This is a genomic window from Frankia umida, from assembly GCF_023242945.1.
Lineage (GTDB): Bacteria > Actinomycetota > Actinomycetes > Frankiales > Frankiaceae > Frankia > Frankia umida.
The window spans coordinates 1-20,615 of record NZ_JALKFT010000032.1 but is presented as its reverse complement, the minus strand read 5'-3'; the positions used below and the strand labels follow the sequence as shown (position 1 = coordinate 20,615).

General features: G+C 71.4%; 18 protein-coding genes and 2 pseudogenes. 8 read left to right on the top strand and 12 right to left on the bottom strand.

From position 1 onward, the window contains the following. Nucleotides 1-28 precede the first annotated feature (28 nt). Nucleotides 29-1,030 carry an aldo/keto reductase gene (locus MXD59_RS21770; protein ID WP_308301757.1) on the bottom strand — a complete coding sequence of 334 codons (1,002 nt, stop codon included), beginning with the start codon at nucleotides 1,028-1,030 and terminating at the stop codon, nucleotides 29-31. A 290-nt stretch (nucleotides 1,031-1,320) separates the two neighbouring features. Here MXD59_RS21770 and MXD59_RS21765 point away from each other — a divergent pair, with 290 nt between their 5' ends. The 3 genes from MXD59_RS21765 to MXD59_RS21755 all read left to right on the top strand — a co-directional run bounded on the left by MXD59_RS21765 (nucleotide 1,321) and on the right by MXD59_RS21755 (nucleotide 4,824). Next, nucleotides 1,321-2,907 (top strand): TerD family protein, encoded by a 1,587-nt coding sequence (locus MXD59_RS21765; protein WP_248826479.1) that lies wholly within the window; start codon nucleotides 1,321-1,323, stop codon nucleotides 2,905-2,907. A gap of 2 nt (nucleotides 2,908-2,909) precedes the next feature. Continuing rightward, on the top strand, nucleotides 2,910-3,587 hold the full coding sequence (locus tag MXD59_RS21760) for an AIM24 family protein (protein WP_163550206.1): 678 nt from the start codon (nucleotides 2,910-2,912) through the stop codon (nucleotides 3,585-3,587). Between the two features lie 70 nt (nucleotides 3,588-3,657). Then, the gene (locus MXD59_RS21755; protein ID WP_248826478.1) at nucleotides 3,658-4,824 is read left to right on the top strand and encodes an AIM24 family protein; all 1,167 of its coding nucleotides are present in this window, start codon (nucleotides 3,658-3,660) and stop codon (nucleotides 4,822-4,824) included. On the opposite strand, the gene MXD59_RS21750 is transcribed toward MXD59_RS21755, so the two are convergent. Continuing rightward, nucleotides 4,755-5,723, bottom strand: a complete 969-nt coding sequence (locus MXD59_RS21750) for a DMT family transporter (protein WP_248826477.1) — start codon at nucleotides 5,721-5,723, stop codon at nucleotides 4,755-4,757. The genes MXD59_RS21755 and MXD59_RS21750 overlap by 70 nt on opposite strands. A 341-nt stretch (nucleotides 5,724-6,064) precedes the next feature. Between MXD59_RS21750 and MXD59_RS21745 the strand changes: the two genes are divergently transcribed. Next, nucleotides 6,065-7,054 (top strand): hypothetical protein, encoded by a 990-nt coding sequence (locus MXD59_RS21745; RefSeq protein WP_248826476.1) that lies wholly within the window; start codon nucleotides 6,065-6,067, stop codon nucleotides 7,052-7,054. A 211-nt stretch (nucleotides 7,055-7,265) separates the two neighbouring features. Here MXD59_RS21745 and MXD59_RS21740 read toward each other — a convergent pair whose 3' ends face one another. Next, nucleotides 7,266-8,717, bottom strand: coding sequence for a hypothetical protein (locus MXD59_RS21740; protein ID WP_248826475.1), 1,452 nt, complete (start codon nucleotides 8,715-8,717; stop codon nucleotides 7,266-7,268). Between the two features lie 136 nt (nucleotides 8,718-8,853). On the opposite strand from MXD59_RS21740, the gene MXD59_RS21735 reads away from it, so the two are divergent. Further along, complete coding sequence (locus tag MXD59_RS21735) at nucleotides 8,854-9,561, top strand: metal-dependent hydrolase (protein WP_248816239.1); 708 nt, start codon at nucleotides 8,854-8,856, stop codon at nucleotides 9,559-9,561. 73 nt (nucleotides 9,562-9,634) lie between these two features. Here the strand turns inward: MXD59_RS21735 and MXD59_RS21730 are convergent, their stop codons facing one another. The 6 genes from MXD59_RS21730 to MXD59_RS21705 form a co-directional block, all read right to left on the bottom strand. Beyond that, nucleotides 9,635-10,834 carry an LLM class flavin-dependent oxidoreductase gene (locus tag MXD59_RS21730; RefSeq protein WP_248826474.1) on the bottom strand — a complete coding sequence of 400 codons (1,200 nt, stop codon included), beginning with the start codon at nucleotides 10,832-10,834 and terminating at the stop codon, nucleotides 9,635-9,637. A 56-nt stretch (nucleotides 10,835-10,890) separates the two neighbouring features. Further along, nucleotides 10,891-12,210, bottom strand: coding sequence for an LLM class flavin-dependent oxidoreductase (locus tag MXD59_RS21725; RefSeq protein ID WP_248826473.1), 1,320 nt, complete (start codon nucleotides 12,208-12,210; stop codon nucleotides 10,891-10,893). 156 nt (nucleotides 12,211-12,366) lie between these two features. Next, nucleotides 12,367-12,561 (bottom strand): hypothetical protein, encoded by a 195-nt coding sequence (locus MXD59_RS21720; protein WP_248826472.1) that lies wholly within the window; start codon nucleotides 12,559-12,561, stop codon nucleotides 12,367-12,369. A 206-nt stretch (nucleotides 12,562-12,767) separates the two neighbouring features. Then, the gene (locus MXD59_RS21715) at nucleotides 12,768-13,181 is read right to left on the bottom strand and encodes a superinfection immunity protein (RefSeq protein WP_248826471.1); all 414 of its coding nucleotides are present in this window, start codon (nucleotides 13,179-13,181) and stop codon (nucleotides 12,768-12,770) included. 277 nt (nucleotides 13,182-13,458) lie between these two features. Further along, nucleotides 13,459-14,109, bottom strand: a complete 651-nt coding sequence (locus MXD59_RS21710) for an anti-sigma factor family protein (RefSeq protein WP_248826470.1) — start codon at nucleotides 14,107-14,109, stop codon at nucleotides 13,459-13,461. Continuing rightward, nucleotides 14,106-14,591, bottom strand: a complete 486-nt coding sequence (locus MXD59_RS21705; protein ID WP_248826469.1) for a sigma-70 family RNA polymerase sigma factor — start codon at nucleotides 14,589-14,591, stop codon at nucleotides 14,106-14,108. Before MXD59_RS21705 ends, MXD59_RS21710 begins: the two co-directional genes overlap by 4 nt. A gap of 332 nt (nucleotides 14,592-14,923) precedes the next feature. Between MXD59_RS21705 and MXD59_RS21700 the strand changes: the two genes are divergently transcribed. From MXD59_RS21700 to MXD59_RS21690, 3 genes and pseudogenes are all read left to right on the top strand, one after another. Then, on the top strand, nucleotides 14,924-15,451 hold the full coding sequence (locus MXD59_RS21700; protein WP_248826468.1) for a COG4315 family predicted lipoprotein: 528 nt from the start codon (nucleotides 14,924-14,926) through the stop codon (nucleotides 15,449-15,451). 213 nt (nucleotides 15,452-15,664) lie between these two features. Then, the gene (locus tag MXD59_RS21695; protein ID WP_248826467.1) at nucleotides 15,665-16,702 is read left to right on the top strand and encodes a hypothetical protein; all 1,038 of its coding nucleotides are present in this window, start codon (nucleotides 15,665-15,667) and stop codon (nucleotides 16,700-16,702) included. Nucleotides 16,703-16,813: 111 nt separating this feature from the next. Continuing rightward, nucleotides 16,814-17,049: pseudogene (locus MXD59_RS21690) on the top strand (flavodoxin); the annotation flags it as partial. A gap of 60 nt (nucleotides 17,050-17,109) precedes the next feature. Here MXD59_RS21690 and MXD59_RS21685 read toward each other — a convergent pair. The 3 genes and pseudogenes from MXD59_RS21685 to MXD59_RS21675 form a co-directional block, all read right to left on the bottom strand. Next, nucleotides 17,110-17,358 carry a hypothetical protein gene (locus MXD59_RS21685; RefSeq protein WP_248826506.1) on the bottom strand — a complete coding sequence of 83 codons (249 nt, stop codon included), beginning with the start codon at nucleotides 17,356-17,358 and terminating at the stop codon, nucleotides 17,110-17,112. 85 nt (nucleotides 17,359-17,443) lie between these two features. Further along, a pseudogene (locus tag MXD59_RS27075) lies at nucleotides 17,444-17,605 on the bottom strand (VOC family protein); the annotation flags it as partial. Between the two features lie 252 nt (nucleotides 17,606-17,857). After that, on the bottom strand, nucleotides 17,858-20,218 hold the full coding sequence (locus MXD59_RS21675; protein ID WP_248826466.1) for a WD40 repeat domain-containing serine/threonine protein kinase: 2,361 nt from the start codon (nucleotides 20,216-20,218) through the stop codon (nucleotides 17,858-17,860). Between the last annotated feature and the right edge of the window lie 397 nt (nucleotides 20,219-20,615).

Here is a 20,615-nt window from a genome sequence, read left to right as displayed (position 1 = left end):
CAACAGGGGCCCGCGGGGGCGTGCGCGGTCAGCGGCGCAGGGCCTGGGTGGCGAGGGCGGTGGCGGCGGCGCGGCCGGCCACGGGGGTGAACCGCTCCGAGGCGGTGGTGAGCGCGGCGTACTCGTCGTCGGCGAGGGTGATGTCGGCGGCCGCGGCATTGCTCTCGACCTGGGCGACACTGGACGCCCCGGGGATCGCGATCACCTGGGGATGGTGGATCGCCCAGGCCAGGGCGATCTGTGCCGGCGTCGCGTCGTGGGCGGCGGCGACGTCGCGCAGGGTGTCGAGCAGGGGCAGCACCCGGTCGAGGTTCTCGGGCAGGAACAGCGAGTTGGCGGAACGGACCCGGCCGGCGGGCCGGTGGGTGGCGGAGTAACGGCCCGACAGCAGGCCCTGGGCCAGCGGGCTGTAGGCGATGACGATCCGGTTTTCGGCCGCGGCGAACTCGAGCAGCGCGGCGCCCCTGCGGGGCCGGGCAAGGCTGTACTCGACCTGGTTGGACAGCACCGGCGCACCGAGCGCCGCGTCCGCCTCCTGCCAGCGTTGCAGCGAGTAGTTGCTCACGCCGACGTCCCCGACGAGCCCGACGGTGCGCAGCGCCCGCATTCCCGGCATCGTCCACCGGTCGCGGACCAGCGGGTTCGGCTGGTGCACCTGGTACAGGTCCAGGTGACGGACGCCGAGCCGGTTCGCGCTGGCGACGGCCCGCTGCTCGACGACGGCCGCCACCGGCAGCACCGGCATGATCTTCGTCGCGAGGTACACCTCCTGGGAGGTGCCTGCGGCGAGGGCCGCGCCGAGGATGCGTTCGCTGCGTCCGAAACCGTATGCCTCGGCGGTGTCGAACACGGTGATCCCGAGTTCGAGCGCCCGCCGGACGACCTGGGCCGCGCCCTGGTCGGCGTATTCGCTGCCGTAGCCCCACTCCCGGGATCCGAACTGCCAGGTCCCCAGGCCGATCTTCGACAGGCGTTTCGGGCTGCTGCTGACGCTGTGCTCGACGTGGCGCATGCGTCCAGTCAACGCCACCGGTGCATCCAGTGGCGAGACGGCTGCCGTCCGAAGTGATGTGAACGGGCGTGCGCGACGCAGCCAGCGGCCGGTCGGGCCGGGCTGGGCGAAAACGCGAGGTGGGGTGGCCCGGGCGCGCGCACAACCGGGAGATGTGGTGGGTGTCCCGTCCACGACAGGCCCTGGATGGTCGGCGTGTGCCGTGGGGCCGGTGGGTAGCTGCTAGTTTGCCCGCAGGTCCGGCGAACATCCGGGCATGGCGTGGCCCGGCGGCCCACGGGCGGCGGCAGGCGAGTGAGGGGAGTGCCGTGGTCACCCAGTTCAGTCGCGGGCAGAAGACCCAGCTGTCGGCAGTCACCCCGAACACCGACCTGTACGTCGGCGTGCAGATCAGCGCGCCGGGGGAGTGGGACATCTCCTGCTTCGGGCTCGACACCGGTGACCGGCTCTCCGACGACCGGTACTTCATCTTCTTCAACCAGCCGTCCTCGCCGGAGGGTTCGGTCCGCCAGGTCGGTCCGCAGCCGGGCGACAGCCAGGGATTCCAGGTCAGTCTGGACCGGGTGCCGGCGTCGATCGGCCGGCTGTCGTTCTGCGCCGCCCTCGACGGGGCGGGCAGCGCCGCGGCCATCGCCTCCGGCTACCTGCGCATCGTCGCCGGCGGGGTGGAGGTGCTGCGCTACGCGTTCACGGGTGCCGACTTCACCAGTGAACGTGCGGTGATGATCGGCGATGTCTACCGCAAGGGCGTGTGGCGGGTCGCCGCGGTCGGCCAGGGTTTCCAGGGCGGGCTCGCCGAACTGATCCGCTCCTACGGCGGCGAGGTCGCCGACGAGCCCGAGGCCGCCGCGCCGCCGCCGCCCCCACCCCCGGCCCAGCCGGTCCATGACCGGCACAAGGCGCAGCCGCCCGCCGCGCCGCCGCCACCCCCGCCGCCGTCCGGTGGCCAGCCGGGCTATGGAACGCCACCCGGCCAGCCGGGCTATGGCGCCCCACCCGGCCAGCCGGGATACGGCACCCCCCCAGGTCAGCCGGGATACGGCGGCACCCCATCGGGTCAGCCGGGTCAGCCGGGTCAGCCGGGCTACGGTGGCCAGCCCGGTTACGGCGGTCAGCCGGCGCCGGGCGGGCAGCCGGCCTACGCCGGCGCGGCGGCGGGTGGCATGCCGGGCGGCCAGCCGCCGGTGCCCGGTGCCGGGTTCGGTGGGCCGGAGCCGCTGCCGTCGCAGGTGCAGCCGACCCAGCCGGGGGCGCTCAACAGCCTCGCGCCCTACCGGGAGCGCCCGACCGCCGGTCGCTGGACGCAGCAGAACGGCAAACTCGTCAAGGTGACCCTGGGCGAGGACGCGCTGGCGCTGCGCGGCGCCATGGTCGCCTACCAGGGCGACGTGGAGTTCGACTACAAAAGCGGCGGCCTGCGCGGCATGATCGAGGGCAAGCTGACCGGCCAGAAGCTCAAGCTGATGACCTGCAAGGGCGTCGGCGAGGTCTTCCTCGCCCAGGACGCCGCCGACCTGCACATCGTGGAGCTCGGCAGCTCGTCGTTGTGCATCAACGCCAACAACCTGCTGGCCATGGACGCGACCGTGCGCACCGAGGTACGCCGGATCGAAAGCCCCGGCATTCCCGGTGGCGGCCTGTTCCATTTCGAGGTGTCCGGCCCGGGGTCGGTGGTCGTCATGACCAGGGGCACGCCGATGACGCTGCCGGTGGCCGGACCGACGTTCGCCGACATGAACGCCCTGGTCGCCTGGACGACGGGGATGCGGGTCAGCGTCTCCACCCAGGTCCGGATCTCACGTCAGATCTACGCTGGCAGCAGCGGAGAGGCACTGGCCCTGCAGTTCATGGGCTTCGCCGGGCACTTCGTCGTCGTCCAGCCCTACGAGGTGTGAGCATGTACGGCAGCCTGATGGACCACTACGGGCCGACGCCCGTCATGGAACGGATGAGCAAGCACGGCTCCAAGATCGTCAAGGTGGTGATGAATCCCGGGCAGGACCTGTTCGCCCGCACCGGGTCCATGATCGCCTACGAGGGTCTGATCGACTTCAACCCGCAGCCCCCGCAGCTGGGCCGGATCGCGTCCTCCTGGGCGACCGGCGAGGGTGTGCCGCTGATGACCGCCACCGGGCAGGGCCTGCTCTACCTGGCCGACTACGGCAAGGAGGTCATCGTCGCCCAGCTCGCCGGCGAGGGCCTGTCGGTCAACGGCAAGAACATCCTGGCGTTCGACGCGTCGTTGCAGTGGAACATCGAACGGGTCCGGGGCATCACGATGCTGTCCGGGATGGGCATGTTCAACGTGGTGCTGCGCGGCCACGGCTGGGTGGCGCTCACCGCGAAGGGCAACCCGATCGTGCTCGACACCCGCGAGGCCCCGACCTTCGTCGACACCGACGCGCTCGTCGCCTACACCGACGGCCTCCAGGTGCAGCCGCGGCGCACCGCGCGCCTGGGCGGGCTGATCGGGCGGGGCTCCGGCGAGGCGTTCCAGCTCGGCTTCTCCGGGCAGGGTTTCGTCGTCGTCCAGCCCAGCGAGGACGAACGCCCCACCATGTCGCTGCGGGGTTAGCGGACATGCGCCGCGGCAACCGAATCCAGTGGATCCCCTGCCGGCCGGGGACGGCGGAGAGGACGAGGACATGACGCAGGGTGGGTACGGCAATCATCCCGGCGGACCAGGCGGCTACCCCGGCGGGCAGGGCTATCCGCCGCCCGGGCAGGGCTATCCGCCGCCTCCGCCCGGGCAGGGCTACCCGCCACAGCCTCCGCCCGGGCAGGGCTATCCGCCGGGAGGTCAGGGGCCAGGTGGCTATCCGCCGGCCGGGCCAGGCCAGGGCTATCCGCCTGGGCCAGGCCAGGGCTATCCGCCTGGGTCAGGTGGCGGCTACCCGGGTGGGCCCGGCACGCCACCCGGTGGGCCGGGTGGGCCCGGGGGGATGCCGCCCGGCGCGGGCGGACCAGCCGGGGGGATTCGCTCCAGCCTGCTGGACAATCCCGAGCGGCAGTCCAACGAGCCGTTCTCGCTGCAGAACTCCAAGCTGCTACGCGCGAACCTGGGCCCGAGCGGCATGCGTGAGTTCTACGCCCGCAAGGGTGCCATGGTCGCCTACCAGGGCGGCGTGAACTTCGACGCGCACTGGGAGGGCTGGGGCGGGCAGTTCCGCAGCTTCTTCAGCGGCGGTGAGGGCCTGAACCTGATGAAGGTCTCCGGCTCGGGCAACGTCTTCCTCGCCAACCAGGCCCAGGACATCCACCTGCTCGACCTCGACGGTCGTGACGGGCTGACCGTCGACGGCAAGAACGTGCTCGCCTTCAGCACCGAGCTCAACTGGGACCTGGTCCGCGTCGACACCCAGGTCGGCATCGCCGGCGTCGGGTCGTACCAGATCGAACTACGGGGCGCCGGACGGGTCGCGGTCTGCACCTCGGGTGCGCCCCTGGTGATGCGGGTGACCTACCAGAACTACTACTTCGCCGATGCCGACGCGGTCGTCGGCTGGTCGGCGGGCCTCCAGGTGAGCATGCAGGCGGCGGTGACCTCCTCGTCGGTGTGGCGGCCGCGGGGCAACACCGGTGAGAGCTGGCAGATGCAGTTCAGCGGCGACGGCTACGTCATCGTCCAGCCGTGTGAGCTGTTGCCGCCGTACAACGCGCTGGCGGGGGCCGGTGCGGCCGGCCACTTCGGATTCGGTGACCAGGGCTTCCAGGGCAACCAGCTGGGGGGCCACGGCGGCGGTCAGCAGGGTGGGCCCGGCGGCGGGTTCGGCAACCTCGGCGGCCTGGGCGGCCTGTTCGGCAACCGCTGAGCAGGTGGCTGGCGCGGCGCGGTGCGTCGTGGGCGGGGCAGGGCGGCGGGGCGGGACAGCAGATACACGCCGCTGATCACGAGTCCCGCCGCGACGGCCACACCTGCGGTCACCCCGGGTTGCCGAGGTGTGGGCACGTCGAACACCGACAGGCCAAGCGCGTAGGCCGCGGTCGGATTGGTAATGGTCATTGCGGTGATCGCCGCGGCCAGCGGGCCCACCGCGAAGGCCGCCTGACCCAGCCACAGGCTCGTCAGTGTGACCCCGCACAGGGCATATGCGGGCCAGCGCGTGACTGTTGCGTGCAACCCGTTTGTGAGGGTTACGTCGGTGGTCTCTTTGAGCAGGAGCGCGCTCAGCGCGTAGAGCAGGCCGGCCGCCGTGCCGAGCAGCGCCGCCCGCGCCGCCGGCCGCCGCGCGTACGACACCCCGACCAGCGTGACCACCGCGACCGCGATCGCCGCGGTGGCGATCACCATCCGGGTCCGGTCCAGCGGTGCGTGCGCGGGCGGATGATCCTGCACGGCGAGCAGCAGAGCGAGCCCGGCGCAGATCGCCGCGATCGCCCACCAGGCCGTGCGGGCCATCCGTAGCCGGGTTCCGACGAGCGCCAGCGGGAGCGCGAAGACGAGCTGGGTGACCATCAGCGGCTGCACCTGCGTGAGCGTGCCCAGGTGCAGGGCCGCGGCCTGCATGAGAAATCCCGCGAGGTTGAGCAGCCAGCCCACCAGCCACAGGGGCCGGGTCACGAGGTCGAGGAAGTGGCCTGGTCCGGGCACGACGGCCCGCGCGTCGTCGTCGGCGACGTAGTGGCTGCGTGCGGCGGCGCGCTGCTGCACCGCCGCGGACGAGGCCAGCAGGAACGCGGCGAGAAGCGAGAGTGGAACGAAGGTGGGCACCGGCGACCGCGGCAATCAGAGGGTGACGCGACGGTGGGAACGTGCGGGTCCGGACGACCGGGACACATCGACCGGACCGGAAATGGTGGACACGATGGCGCGAATGTACCGGTCCGGCGCCGGCCGCGGGGGTAACCACGAACACCTGGCCAGGGCATGCACCCCCCGATTCGGCTAACCGTCGCGGTGTGAGCGCATCGGGCTGTACCCGGGCCATCCCTTCGTACCGTGTCAACTGCCCGCAAGAACCATGACGACGCGGGACCGATCGGGCCTGGACGCCTCTGCCAGAAGTAACGGGGGCGGGTCCTCGGTGACCTGTTCGGGGGGGAAGGACGGCGATGCTGACGCCGGCAATGATCCTGCTGGGATTTCTCGTCGCGCTCGCGGCGGCGGAGCGGCGCTTGCGCCGACGGACCGCGAGGACGGCGCTCCCACGCCACTGTCCACCAGAAGACGTCTCCACACGCGCGCAGCCGTCCCAGGACGGCGCACCATCTGACCCGCGACCCACCACCGGGAGTTCGAGCGAGGGTGCCTCCTCGCTGGCCAGCGTCTCGCTGCCGGCCAGCACCTCGATGACGACGACCCTGACCCCGTCGGTCACCGAGGTGATCCCGCCAGCTCCCGCGGTGGGTTCCCGTCCGCTCGATATAACCTCCTCGGCCAGCGTTGCCCCGCTCGCCGAGGCCCCTCCCGCGGCGGAGGTGGCACCGGGTAGCGACACCGGTTCGCTCACCATCCCGATGATCAGACGTGCCGCCCTGCCCACCGCGAGCACCGGCACCATCCCGGAGGGAACGCCCGAGCGGCCAACGACGCCACCGGCATCGACGCCAGCTGGGACACCGCCGACGACCGCCCCGACGACCGCCCCGACCCAGCGTCCGTCGATCCCGGCGCTGCCGCACCGACAGCGACCACTGACGCCGCCGACCGTCCCCGGACAGCGCCCGGCGATACCACCGCGACTGCCCCGACAGCGGCCACCGGGCGCCGCGCTGCCGCCCTGGCATCCCTCCTTCCCGACGCTGCCGCCCCGGCCCGCGCCCCGGCCCGCGCCACCCACGGCCGGCCAGCCATCGGCGCACCTGCCAGCGCGGCCGCCACGTCGGCCGGGATCCTCGGGGCCGGGTCAGCCGCCCAAACCGTCCTCGGGTATCCCCCCGCGGCCGGACATCCCGTCGCAGTCCGGTCCGCCGGACGCGGCCGCCCGCGGGAACTTCGCCCCGCGGGCGATCAGCCCACGCCAGCCCCGCTGCCTGCGTCCGACGCTGGTGCCGCGGCGGCGTACCACCTCGACCCCGGTCACCGGCAACGACGCCGGCTGACCTCGCCCACCGCCCGGCCGCGGCGCCGTCCACGGCGACCGCCGGTGCGGCCTTGATGTCCGGACGCCCTGCCCCGCCGTCCGGCGGCTCGTCCAGGGCCGAAAACGTCCTCCCTCCCCGTCGAACCTGGCGGGGAGGGAGGACGCCGGGCTGCGCCGAAGAGCTCGGGGTCCAGCCGAAGGGCTCGCGGCTGCGCCGAAGGGCTCGCGGGTCAGCCGGCAGGCTTGCGGGTGATCCGGTAGTGCAGGACGAGAAACGGAATACCGAAGATCGCGAAGGCGTGTTCGGCGCGTAGCTCACCGTCGACGGTGTGGACCTCCAACGTCTCGGCGAAACCATGGACGGCCAGCGCCGTCAGCCGGCCATCCGAGGAGTCCCGGGTGGCCAGGTAATGGCCGGGATGGTCGAGTTCACTGCGACTGGTCAGGACGAGACCCCCACCGGGCCGGGCCTGTGGCACCAGCGTCGCGGTGAAACTGGCCTGCGGCAGCGGAAAGCCGACACTGACATAGCCACGGTCGCCGAACCGGTACGTCGTGTAGATGCCGACGTAGATCGGCTCGTCGGTGTCGGCGAACGAGCGAATCCAGCCGCGCACCGCCACCGGCGCCACCGCCTCTGACTCCACCGGCTCTGACTCCACCGCCTCCGACCCCACCGGGGCTGAGGCTGGCTGACCGGAGACCGGCCGGGCCGAGCCGGGCGGGGTGGCCGCGGGCAGGGTGATGGTGTCGATGCGGCTGTGGATGCCGCGCTGGGTCTCACGCTGGTTCATCGGCACGTTCGCCTGCCCGAGCGGGCGGGCCAGCAGCGTCCGGTAGAGCAGGTAGCCGGGGCGCACCCACATCCGCCAGCGCGGCTCGATGTCGAGGGCGAACCGGGTGGTGTGCTCGTAGAACTCGCGGACCAGCGGGTCGACGCCGGCGGGGTCGAACTCCGGCCCGGCGAGTTCCCCGAGATCGGCGACGATGCCGACGTCGGCCGCGGCAGCCTCGTACCGTCCGCCCAGCTCATCGGCCAGGTCCCGGATGTATCCGGTGCCGACCCGGCGGGCGGTGGCCTGGCGGGGCACGACGAACGGGAGGTCCGCCGGGTCCACCCGCTCGGCGAGCAGGCTGACCTGGGCGTCCCGGAAGAGCAGCGCCGACAGGGTGCGCCAGCTCGCCATCGTCGTCGCGGCGACCACCGCGCCCGGCACCGGACGTCGCCCGGGCAGCCGGGCCGCACCGGCGCCGAGGGCCGCGCCGAACAACGGTCCGAGCAGGACCTTCTGCGGACGTAGCCCGAGCAGCCCGGCCACCGAACCGGTCGCCGCCCCGACGGTGCGCGGGCTCGCACCGGTGACCTGCTCGGCGGCCCATCCGACCGGGGCCATCAGCGCCGCGGCCGTGGCGATCCGCTGCCAGAGCGCGGGGATCTCCCCGGGTCGCTGCCGGGTCCGGGCCAGCGCCTCGGATGCCCCCAGCGCCACCCCGCCGGCCAGCGCACCCCCCGCCGTGGCCCGCCGACCGCGGCCCGCGGCCAGCGCCGCACCCGCCACACCCCCGATGACCACGGCCGAGCCGACCGCCACCCGCAGGTCCGGTCCGGGCAGGTCCGGACCGGGCGGGTTCGGCTCGGGCGGGTTCGGCTCGGGGATGCGTCCCGTCTCGTCGACCGTCACGGGCACCAAACTACGACCTGCGTGGATACCGCCGGATGAGGTTGGACAGGTGCCGTCCGTGGGCGTTGCCCGCCGTGCGACCGGCGGTGGGCGCTAAAGTCCCCCGCGTGCTGATCGGTGAGGTCGAGTCGCGGTGATGGGTCGGACGCACGCGTTGAGCGGGGCGGTGCTGTGGCTGGCGGCCGCACCCCTGCTGGCGCGGGAGCAGTGGTGGGGGTCGCACGCGTTGTCGCTGTCGACCGGGCAGGTGATCGCCGGGGCGGTGGTGGCCGCGGGCGCGGGCCTGCTGCCGGACATGGACCATCCGTCGGGACGGATCGCGGGGACGCTCGGGCCGATCTCGCGCCAGTTCTGCCGGTGGGTGAGCCGGCTCAGCGGGGGGCATCGCCATGCCACCCACTCGTTGCTGTTCGCCTTCGCCATGGGCTACGCGATGTCGATGTTGGCCATCCATTTTCGCTATGGCTGGTGGGCGGCGCTGTTCATCCTGGTCGGCTTCGGGCTGCGTGGCCTTGGTCTGGACTTCGAGGGCCACGAGTTCTGGTCCGGACTCAAGGACTGCGTGACGGCCGCCGGCGCGGTCTGGGCCATGCACGACCTGGACATGGGCTTCGCCGGTTACCCCGTGGCCATCGGCTGCCTCGCCCATCTGCTCGGCGACTGCCTCACCCCACGCGGCTGTCTGCTGCTGTGGCCGGTGCCCTGGCGGATGGAGACGGTGCTGGTGCCCCGCACCGACGGCCGGGTGGAACGGCTGGTCGTCGTGCCGCTGCTGGCCTGCGCCGGGGTCGTCCTGACCGTCCAGGTCCTCAGCGGCGGCGCGCTCTACCACTGGGTGCGCTGACCAGCGGGAAGCGAGCCGATCCGCGGGTGATGTCGGTTCCGCGGGTGGTGTCGGTTCCGCGGGTGGTGTCGGGTCAGGCGGTGGCGTAGCGGTTCGCGGGGCGGGCCAGGCCGAGGTGGCCGCGCAGCGTGGTGGCGGTGTAGTCGGTGCGGAACCGGCCGCGCGCGGCGAGTTCGGGGGCGAGCTCGCGGGTGATGGCCCGCAGGTCGTCGGGCAGGACGGCGGGACGGAGCCGGTAACCGGTGATCCCCGCGTCCTGCCAGTCCAGCAGCAGGTCGGCGAGGTCCGCGGGCGTCCCGGTGAAGATCCGGGCGTCGGAGCGGTACGGCTTGTCCAGCCGCTCGTCCAGACGAGCCCGCCGGGCGGCGGCGGCCTCGGTGGTGCCGGCCAGCAGGACGTCCAGATCGGCGAAGACCTGCACGGTCTCGCCGCCCCGACCGGCCCGGTCCTGCTCGTCCCGGACCTCGGCGACGATCGACCGCGCGTGGTCGGCGTCCAACGGGGTGACGTGGACGATGTCGGCGGCGCGGGCGGCGAACCGGTAGGGGACGCTGGCGTGCGCCAGCGCGGTGACCACCGGCTGGCCCTGCGGCGGGCGCGGGGTGATCGACGGGCCGCGCACGTTGAACCAGCGGCCGGCGAACTCGATGTGGTGCAGCTTGTCGCGGTCGACGAACCGCCCGGTGGCGACGTCGCGGATCTCCGCGTCGTCCTGCCAGCTGTCCCACAACCGGCGCACGACCTCGACGTGGTCGGCGGCCTCGTCGAACCAGTCGACGAGGAGCGCCTCGTGCTCAGGGCTGGTGCGGTTGTCCCGGGTGAGCGTCACCGGCGCCCGCCGGCCGAGGTGGGGGATCTCCCCGGGCCGGCCGAGCTGAACCCGCCAGCCTGCGCGCCCGGCGCTGACATAGTCCAGGGTCGCGATGGCCTTGGAGATGTGGAACGGTTCGGTGGCCAGCGCCGACGTGCTCGGTACCAGCCCGATCCGTGAGGTCGTCGGCGCCACCCGGGAGGCGATCAGGACCGCGTCCAGACGGCCCTGGACCCGGTCGGTGCGTCCGTCCGGGCCGGAGAAACGGGCCGACTGCAGCGCGAGGGCGTCCTCGATCGTGACGAAGTCCAGCCGGCCGCGTTCGGCCTCGGCGACCAGCTCCGTCCAGTAACCGGCGGTGAACAGCTGCGCGGGCCGGGCGTTCGGCTCGCGCCAGGCCGCCGGATGCCATCCCGCGCCGTCCAGCGCGGCGGCGAGATGCAGCGGAGCCGATCCGGTCATGAGGTCCTCTTTCGATCTGGCGTCGGTACGCCGGCTCGGTCAGGGTGGCGGACGGGTCAGCCGGCGTGCCCGCGGCGGCGCCACTCCCTGGCGAGCAGTTCGTACGAGCGGACCCGGTCGGCATGCTGGTGGGTGATCGTCGTGATGGCCAGTTCCTGGGCGCCGGTGGCCTCCAGCAACTGCTCGAGGCGGTCGGCGACGGTGCTCGGCGAACCGACCAGCTGCGTCTCGGTGCGGTCGACGACCAGATCCCGGTCCTCGTCGGTCCACACATGCGCGGCGACCTGCTCCGGGGTCGGGAACCGGATGGCGCCCGCGCCCGTGCGGATGCTGCGGACCCACAGGCCGTAGCCGGCGGCGAGGTGGGCGGCCCGGGCGTCGTCCTCGGCGACGACGACGTCCGCGGAGACCGACAGATGCGGCTCGGCCAGTTCGGCGGAGGGCCGAAAGGCCTTGCGGTAGGCGTCGACCGCGTCCAGCACGGTGCTCGGGCTGTGATGGTAGGACGCGGCGAACCGCAGACCGCGTGCCCCGGCGACCTCGGCGCTCGACCCCCCCGAGGCACCCAGGATCCAGACCTCCACGTCCGCGCCCTCGCCGGGGCTCGCGTGCGCCTCCTGGCCGTCCGGCGAACGGTACGTCCCGGCCAGCAGCGCCAGGATCTCGTCGACCTGTTCGGCGTAGTCCTGGCTGTAGGCGCCGGGTTGTTGGAGCAGTCCCGTGATCAGGTTGATCTTGGCGGGGGACAGCAGCTTCGAGATGTCGACCTGCCTGGGCAGCAGCAGGCCGTTCGCGGCCCGCGCCTCGACGCTGTGATCGCCACCGCCGCGCGAGGCCCGGTAGGCCTCCAGCACACTGACGGCCGCCGCGTCACGCTGCTGGGACGCGGCGCCGTTCGCCGACCCCGCCGACCCCGCCGACCCCGGGCCGTCCGGTGAGCTCGCGGAACCGCTGGCGTCCGGCGAGTCAGGACCGGCCGCGGGGCCCTTGCCGGCCGCGGGTGTCGCCCCGCCCGGGGACGCCTGGGGTGGACGTCGGCCGAAGGACCGCCCGATACCGAGGTCGAGGCGACCTGGGTGCAGCGCCGAGATCAGGCCGAACTCCTCGACCACCGACAGCGGGGTGCGGTGGCCGGCCTGCACGCCGGCCGACCCCAGCCGGATGCTCGAGGTCGCGCCGGCGACCAGGGCGATGGACACCGCCGGCGACGAGCCGAGCACACCCGGATTGAGATGGTGCTCGGCGAACCAGTAGCGGTGATATCCGAGTCGCTCCGCGACCTGCACCAGGTCGACGGTGTTGCGCAACGCCGCGCCGCTGGTCGAACCATCACTGAGCGGAACGAGGTCGAGGACTGCCAGCGGAATCGCACTCATGGCTGGACCCTTCTTCGGCGGGCGAGAAACTCATGGCCTCGGGACGTGTCGCCGAGGGAACACGACCGGCGCCGAAGGTGCGACCGCGTGGCGGGCTTCGCACGAGGCCGAGGGGCACGACCCCAGGAACACGGCAGATGACCGGGACGGCGCAGGTCAGACGAACTGGTGGTGGCGGTGGGAGACGCGGCGACGCCAGGCGGCGCCCTGGCTGAGGCGGGGACACAGCGCGCTGGACGAGCGAAGCAGGTCGATCTGCAGCCGCCGGATCAGATGCCGGTGGGCCTGGCGGAGATGCCGGTGGCCGGCGGGCGCGGGGAGCCGGCCGGCGGGGGAGGAAACCGTTGACATGGTCATCCCTTCCCGCGGCCGAGGCCCGACGGCCGGCCTGACATCGCCCTACCGTTGCTGGGCAGCATCACCACCTGCGCCGGCCCGACTGGTGGACGGCCCATCCGCGTGGCGAACCTGATCCCGCCACGAACGTAACCCGCTGCCGGCACCTTGTCTACGGACTTGGTGGGGTTCGGGGCGCGACTGGCGCCGCGGCCGGCGGTTCAGGCTGGCGGGAACTGCCCGCCGGACGGGGGCTGGTACTGCGGGTCGACCGGGGGATCGCCCGGCCCCGGCTGCCCCTGCCAGTACTGCTGGGGGTGGGACGGGTTCTGCTGCTCCCACGGCGCACTGTTCTGCTGCTGGTACGGGGCCTGCGGATGCCACTGCTGGGGCCCGCCCGGGCCGATCGGTGGCGGCGGCGCCGCTGCGCCGGGATGGACCTGCACGTTCTGGGACCCGTGGTTCGTACTGACCGCGAGCGCGAGAGCGACCACCCAGCCGACGAGTGTCCACCCGAGAAAGATGTTGATCACGAGGACCGAGGCCGACTGGCGTCCCCGGACCAGGGCGACAATGCTCGGAAGCACATAGAGCACCACCGCTATGAGAATGAAGAATATCCCGGCTGCCTTCACGGAAATCCCCCGATCTTCGTGCGTAAGGAACGGTGCTCTTCGCGATCCAGGCAGTCGATCGTACTCTCGGCAGAGTAACACAATTGTTGCTTTCGGTACCCACTCCGTTTCTGTCATGACCATCCGTGACCATCCGTGGCCAATGTCGCTGTCCAAGCTGTCGGTCAGCGGCGCCCGAAGCTGCTGGTCAGCGACTTGTCTAGGCACGGTTACACCTGCGTGGACGCACCACCTCCCGTCGAGTCGTCACGCCGATCCGGATTGACGGCTGCGACGTCTACGCGCCGCGCCGCGGGTGTGCGACGGCGAGCACCAGGCCGTCACGGTTGACGGCTCGCACCACGTCGATGGCGTCCGTCTGGATCGAGCTCGCCCCGACGACACTGGCCTTCGACGTCGGTGTCGACGACCAGCTGGCCGCTCTTTCCGTCGTGCCGTTGATGCTGGCGACCTCCAGGGCGAAGGGGCCGCTGCCGGGAAGGCTGGTGAAGGCCGCAGCCAGCGACGTTCCCCATGGTTTCGAGGTGAGCGTGGCACGACCGGTGATCGTCGTGCCCGCCGCGGCGACGAAAGAGACTGACTGCCCCGTCGGCGCGTTGGCCGCGGGACTGTTCACGACGAGACCGATTCCAGCGCACAGGACGAGCACGGCAGCGACCGCCGCGAGGCGCCAGGAGCGGGTTCGGCGAACCGACCGTCGTTCGGCGCGCACCCGCTGGAGCAGATCGTCCAGGGAGCGTTCACCGCCCCCCGCGGGGCCCGGCAGACGTCGGAGCAGCGCGGGAACCGACGCGGTCTCCTCGAGTTCGGCGCGGCAGCCGGGGCAGCCGGCGAGATGGGCGTCGACGGCGTTCCGGTCATCGACCTCCAGACCGCCCAGGACGAAGGCCCCGAGCAGGAACCTGACCTCGTCGTGCCCGGGTGTCATCGACCGACCCCCATCTCCTCGAACGCGTCACGCAGCGCACGGATCGCATAGTAGGCACGGGACTTGACGGTGCCTTCTGGCAGCGAAAGGCGGGCCGCCGTCTCGCGTACGGTCCTTCCCTCGTAGTACAGCTCCTGAACGACGGCCCGGTGCGCGGGCGAAATACGATCCAGCGCTTCCTTGACCACCCACGCCTCGATGGCCTGGCTCACGTCGTCGACGACGGGCACGGTCGCCACGACTTCGCCGCCGTGGTCGACAAGGGACGGCCGTCGCCGCTCGGCCCGCCAGGCGTCCGTGATGACGTTTCTGGCGATCGTGAACAGGTAAGAACGAACTCCGTCGGGCCGGAGCGAGTCGAGATTGCGCCAGGCTCGCAGCAGCGTCTCCTGCGCGATGTCCTCGGCGCGGTGACGGTCGTCGACGTGCTTGCCGATGAACGACAACAGCACCCTGTGATGGTCCCGGTACAACCGGGCCATCGCTTCCTCCTCCGCGTCCGACGCTTCGAGGGAAACCCTTCTTCGCATGACACCCCTGACAGAGGACGACCCTGACGGAGAACGACGGTCGCCGCCTGCTCCTGGTGTACGACGGCCGGCTCAGTTCGGTTCAACGGTTCGAGGGAGTGGCCCTGTCGCGGCGGCCGGCGGTCCCAAGTGACGCTCGTCACCGTTGGTGTCGTTGAACCGATTCGGGACGCGGGCTCGTAGAGCTACGGGACGAATCAGCACGCGAACGCCGCCTGGCAGCGGACGCCCTGTCCGCGGTGCCGGCGCCCGAATCGGGAGACCGCATGAAGAAGATCGTTGCGATGGTTCTGTCCCTTGGCGCGACAGGACTCGTCCTGGTGGCCTGCGGCAGCGACGGGGAGTCGGCCACCGCCGCGGGCAGCACGACAGCCGCGACGACCTCGTCGGCTCCGGCGGCATCGCCGACCAGCACCCCGGCCATCGGCGGCGCGACCGCCTCCGGCCCGGCGGCCACGCTGGACGTCAGCACCAGCCGGTTCGGCACGATCCTGGTCGACGGCGGTGGTCGGACGCTCTACCTGTTCGGAGCCGATCAGGGCGTCACCTCCATGTGTTCGGAGAACTGCGCGAAGGCATGGCCGCCCTACGTCGTGTCCCAGGCGCCGGAAGCCGGTTCCGGGGTCACGTCGAGCGAGATCGCCACGACCACCCGAGCGGACGGCACCCTTCAGGTGACCTACCATGGTCATCCTTTGTACTACTTCGCCAAGGACACCACGGCCGGGGCCGCCATGGGACAGGGAATCGACAAGTTCGGTGGCAAGTGGTTCGTCGTCGGACCCGACGGCAACCCGATCGAAGGCAGCTGACCCCAACACCCTCCGACGAGGGTTCCGAGTATTCTCGCGACGCCGAGTGGCTCTTGACAGGTTGAGGGCCCCGGACGTGGTCCGGGGCCCCACGCAATACTGCCAGTGAGTCGGCGAATCAGGACGCTGGTAGTTGTCCCTGGCAGCCCAGGTATCGCTGTTTCAGGCCGGCGGATATTGAACCGGATCGGGACCGGTGTCGTATCAGGAGGCATGAGAGAAGACCGCCGCACCACCCAGGCGCTGCCGATTCCGCCCGCTGCTCCGCTCGACTTGTCCGAAGGAGGTGCCACCCTCAAACGGCGCACCCACGCCAGGCAGGACGGGCTGCGCAAGCTGATTGTCGGCAGCTTCGTGGCGCTGGTACTGGCGATGTCCGCAGGTGTCGCCCAAGCCGCCGAGGAGACCCAGTTCTACAGCAACATCAGTCTCGGCTACCCGACCTACCCGACCTACTACGCCGAAGGCGACACCGAGCTCGCCGACGACGTTCCTTTCAGCGGTAGCCATCTGATCAGCTCCTTCGCCTTCGGCTACCAGTCACCAGAGCCGGTGCATGCCACCTTCCGCTTCTACGGGGTGAATTCGGCCACCGGGCTGCCGGGCGAGCGGGTTGCCCAGATCGAACGCGACTTCCCCGCCGTGAGCGATGCCACCCCGACCGTCACGCTGAGCGAGGCGGAGCAGTTCTGGTGGACTGCCGGAGCCAACCTGTATCCGGGCGAGTTCAACGGCAGCGTTCCCACCGGAGGCTGGTACAGCATCCAGTTCTCCACCGCCGACGGCGGATATCCGGAGGCGCGCTTCCGTCTCGCCATGGGCACCAGCAACCCGAAAATGCTGAATGTCGAGACGGGTGCCCTCACCGCCCCCGTTGACACGAACGGCTCCACGCCGACATCCATGTACCTGCAGGTGCGCGACGCCGGGAGCAGCGGCGAGGTGCAGCCGACGTTGATCAGTCTGACTGCGTCTCCGGCGACGGTCAAGGCCGGTAACAGCCTCGGCAACACGGCCAAGCTGTTCCCGGTCCTGAGCAGCGGCGCGCTGGCGGGGGGAACGACGGTCACTCTCAGCTCCAGCAACCCGCAGGTCGCCAGGGTCCCATCGCAGGTCGTCATTCCGGCCGGGGGCTCCAACCTCACGGTCAATGTCACAACCGCGCGGCGGGTCAGCACCACGAAGACCGTCACCTTCACCGCGACGGCCAACGGCACCAGCGTCAGCACTCAGCTGACGGTCACGCCATAGCCGTGGTGCGGCCCGGCGCCTGTAGACGATCGGCCTCGGTACAGGCCTGGGCCGGGTGCTGACCCCGTTTTTCGACCAGCGTGGCATCCGCCACCGGCGACAGGCCACAGCCTGGTCGTGATGCAGACCCTCCTCGTCGTAGACCACACGCCCTCACCCGCGATGCCGGCGATGGTGGAGGTGGTGCTCGCCGGGGCGCGCGACGACGCGATCGAGGGCGTCGACGTCGTCGCGCGACCGGCGCTCGCGGCCACCGCCGCCGACGTGCTGGCCGCGGACGGTTGTCTTCTCGGCACCCGGCCAACATCGGTTGCATGTCCGGCGCGCTCAAGCACTTCTTCGACCAGAAGTTTCGGAAACTCACCTACGGGATGGTGATGTAGTGTCACCACCCCGTGTGGATTGAGTTAGGCCGCTGCGGCTACTGGCCAGTCCCGTAGCAGTTCGCGAGCCAGGATCTTCATAAAGTGAAACTCGTGCTGGCCGGCGCGGCGCCAGGTGTCAGCTGTGAGGCCGCTGGTCCCCAGGATGGACAGCGCTCGTTGCCGGCGCGGTCCAGCGCTGATGCCGCTCGGCCGGTGGCCGATCACAAGCAGACAGGCGTAGGCGTCGCGGACACGGTCGGCGGCGAAGACCGTGGACCGTGTAGGTGCCATCGAGACGGGCCATAGCGGCTCGAATGAGGCCAAGAACCGCGTTCGCTCGCGTCTGCGGGCTACATTCATCGCCCAGCCTGGGCAGTCGCGTGCGCACCGCGCCGAGCGCGACCAGTCGTGCGCATTCGGCTTCGAGTGTGGCGAGGCGCTCTTCACCCACGGGCCCGGGGCCGACCCTCACGTCAGGATGCAGCCGATTCTTGGCGACCTTTCCTTCGGGAACGCGCTGAAAGAACAGTCGTGGACCTACAGCTATGGCCCCCCGGAAGCCGCCGCTGCGTCGTGCAGTCACAGGGGCCGCGCCGTGCGTGTGCAACGCGGGTATGGGCCCGTTTCTCGCCCGATTGTCAAAGATGCTGGTGAGAAGCCTGAACCTACACCAGCACGATCGGTACCCCCCCGGACTGCCCCCGGAGCATCCTGCTCGTTGCCCGGGGACAGGGCCGGGCAGTGGAACGCCTGGTACTTCGAAGCGAGATCCCACTCGCGGAGTCACAAGTCAGCCGACGCTCCACAGGCGGACCAGGTGGTCGCCGCCGGCGGTGACGAGGGTGTGTCCGTCCGGTGAGAAGTCGACCGAGATGAAGCCGGGGCTGGTCAGCGGCTCACCGAGCCGGCTTGGCGCGGCGGGGTTCGTGACGTCCCAGAGCAGTACCGTGTGGTCGTCGCTGGCGGTGGCCATCGTGCGCCCGTCCGGTGCGAAGGCCACCGAGACGACGGTCGCGGTGTGGTCGGTCAGCGGTGGGCCGAGGGGGCGGGGCGTCGCCCGGTTGGTGACGTCCCACAGCTGGACCGTTCTGGCGTCCCCGGCGGTGGCGAGCACCCGGCCGTCCGGGGAGTAGGCGAGGCCGTAGACATAGGCGGCGGCTGCGGAGGGCAGCTCGGCCAGCGGGCTGGCGTTGTTCGGCGTCGAGGCGTCCCACAGCAGGACCCGTGGACCGTTGCCGCTGGCCAGGCTGCGCCCATCCGGCGCGAAGGCCACCGCGGCCGTGCTGCCGTCATACCGCGTCAGCAGCACCGGTCTGGTCCGGTCCGACACATCCCAGAGAACGAGCGAGTCGTTGCCACCGCCGGACGCGAGCCGCCTGCCGTCCGGTGAGAACGCGATCGAGTACACGTAGCCGAGGTGGCCGCTCAACGGCTGGCCGATGGCACGCGGGGCAGTCGGTTCGCTGATGTCCCACAGCCGCAGCGTGCGGTCGCCGCCGACGGCGAGAGTGCGGCCGTCCGGGGCGAACGCGACCTCCTCCACTCGGCCCGGATGCGTGATTGCCCTGGTCCCGAGGTCACGGGGCGCGGCGGGGTCGGACACATCCCACAGCAGGACGACCTGGTCGTCACCGGCGGTCGCCATCAGCCTGCCGTTCGGCGAGAACCGCGCCGTCCACAACGCCGCGGTGTGCGCGGTCAGCGGGGAGCCCAGCAGCCGGGGGGCGTTCCTGGTACCGGGCGGCGCCGGCTGCCTGTCGGTGGTGGACGTCGATGGCGAGGCACCGGACCGCGGCTCCTTCGACGCCGGTGGGGGGAGCCGCGGGTCGTTCGACGGCTGCGCGGTGAGCCGCGGATCGGCCGACGGGCCCTGCGTGCCGGCCGTGGCCACGCGTGTTCCGGCGGCGCCGTCGCTGTCATCACCGTCGTTCAGGGTGATGGTCAGCAGGGTCCCGATTCCGGCGAGCAGCGCGATCACGATCGCCGCGGCGACGGGACGGCTGGGGTGCCGGAGACCGGCCAGCGGGCTTCCACCGCTTCCCGGCCCCGCGGAGCCACCCGCGTCAGGCGCGGGACGCGGGGTCGGGGTCGGGGTCGGAGGTGCGCCCGGTGTCGCGTGCGCGCCCTGGAATGCGTGCGGTGCCGGGGTCACGTCCGCGGTCGGGGTCTCGCTCGCGGTCGGGGTCTCGCCTGCGGGCGGGACGACACCTGGTGTCGGGGTGACGTCCGGTGTTGGGGTGATGCCTGGTGTCGGGGTGACGCCCGGGGTCGGGTGTGGGTGACTGTTGGCTGCCGCGCGGATGTCGTCGTCGAGGCGCGCCGGGATCCCGGAGCGGGCCAGCCAGCCCGGGCCGAGCTCGGTGGCGGCGGCCTGGGCCAGCTCCAGGGCGAAGGCGTGGGCGGACGGCTGACGGGCCGCGGGCTCCTTGGCGAGTGCGCGCATCAGTACCTGGGAGATACGGGCGGGAACACCGTCCGGCGGTGGCGCCGGAACGTTCAGGTGGTGGGCGATGAGCGACGGAGCGGACAGCCCGGCGCCGTACGGCGGTCGTCCGCTGAACAGCTCGTACAGCATCGTCCCGAGGGAGTACAGGTCGGTGGCGGCGCTGAGCCGTCCCGCGAGCAGCTGTTCGGGGGCCATGTACCGGGGCGTGCCGACGACGGCGCTTGCGCTCGCGTCCGCCGCCGCGCCTTCCACCATCTTCGCGATGCCGAAGTCGGTGACCTTCAGCAGCCCGGAGCGGTCGAAGAGGATGTTCTCCGGCTTGATGTCGCGGTGCAGCACCCCGTTGCGGTGGGCGCACTCCAGCGCGTCCGCCACCGCCAGCCCGACCGCGCACGTGGCCTCAGTGGTGATCCCCGCCGCGCGGCGGGTCAGCGTTCCGCCCGGCAGCAGCTCCATCACGATCAGATGGAGGTCGTCCACGGTAACGGCGTCGAAGACCCGAACGATGTGTGGATGGTCCAGGAGCGCGAGCAGCCGAGCCTCGGATGTCCCTGTCTGCCTGATCGGCAGAACCTTGATGGCGACGTCCCGGCCCAGCTCACGGTGCCGACCGGCCAGGACGACTCCGAACGCCCCCCGACCGAGATGGGGGCCCAGATCGTAGGCGGGCAGCGCCGCAGCGAGCTGCGCCTCGTTGAGAATCACACTGCAAACCTTGCACAGGCCGTTGGCGGGCATCGCGAGACCCATGGAATTCGGGACGTGCCCGGGCCTTCGGGGACCGGCGCCCGGCGATTCACCGGGGGACATCACTGGCGGCAGTCGGCGCGATCCTGTCCGCCCGTACGTGAGGGTCACGGCGCTACGCTGGCTGGGATGGCCGGGCCCCGTTCAGCTTCGGTAACAGAAGGCGCGCCATCGCCGCCGAGATGATCTCTTCCGCCTGGATGCACGAACAGGTCAAGGCGCAGCAGTACGGCGTCGTGTGAGCCCGCGGCGCACACGACTTTCCGCAAGTTCTGCGACTGGAGCGTTCCCGCTTTTGTAGACAATCCTAACTATGCCGCACGGAGGTCTTGTCCGTCAAATTCTTCCTCGAACT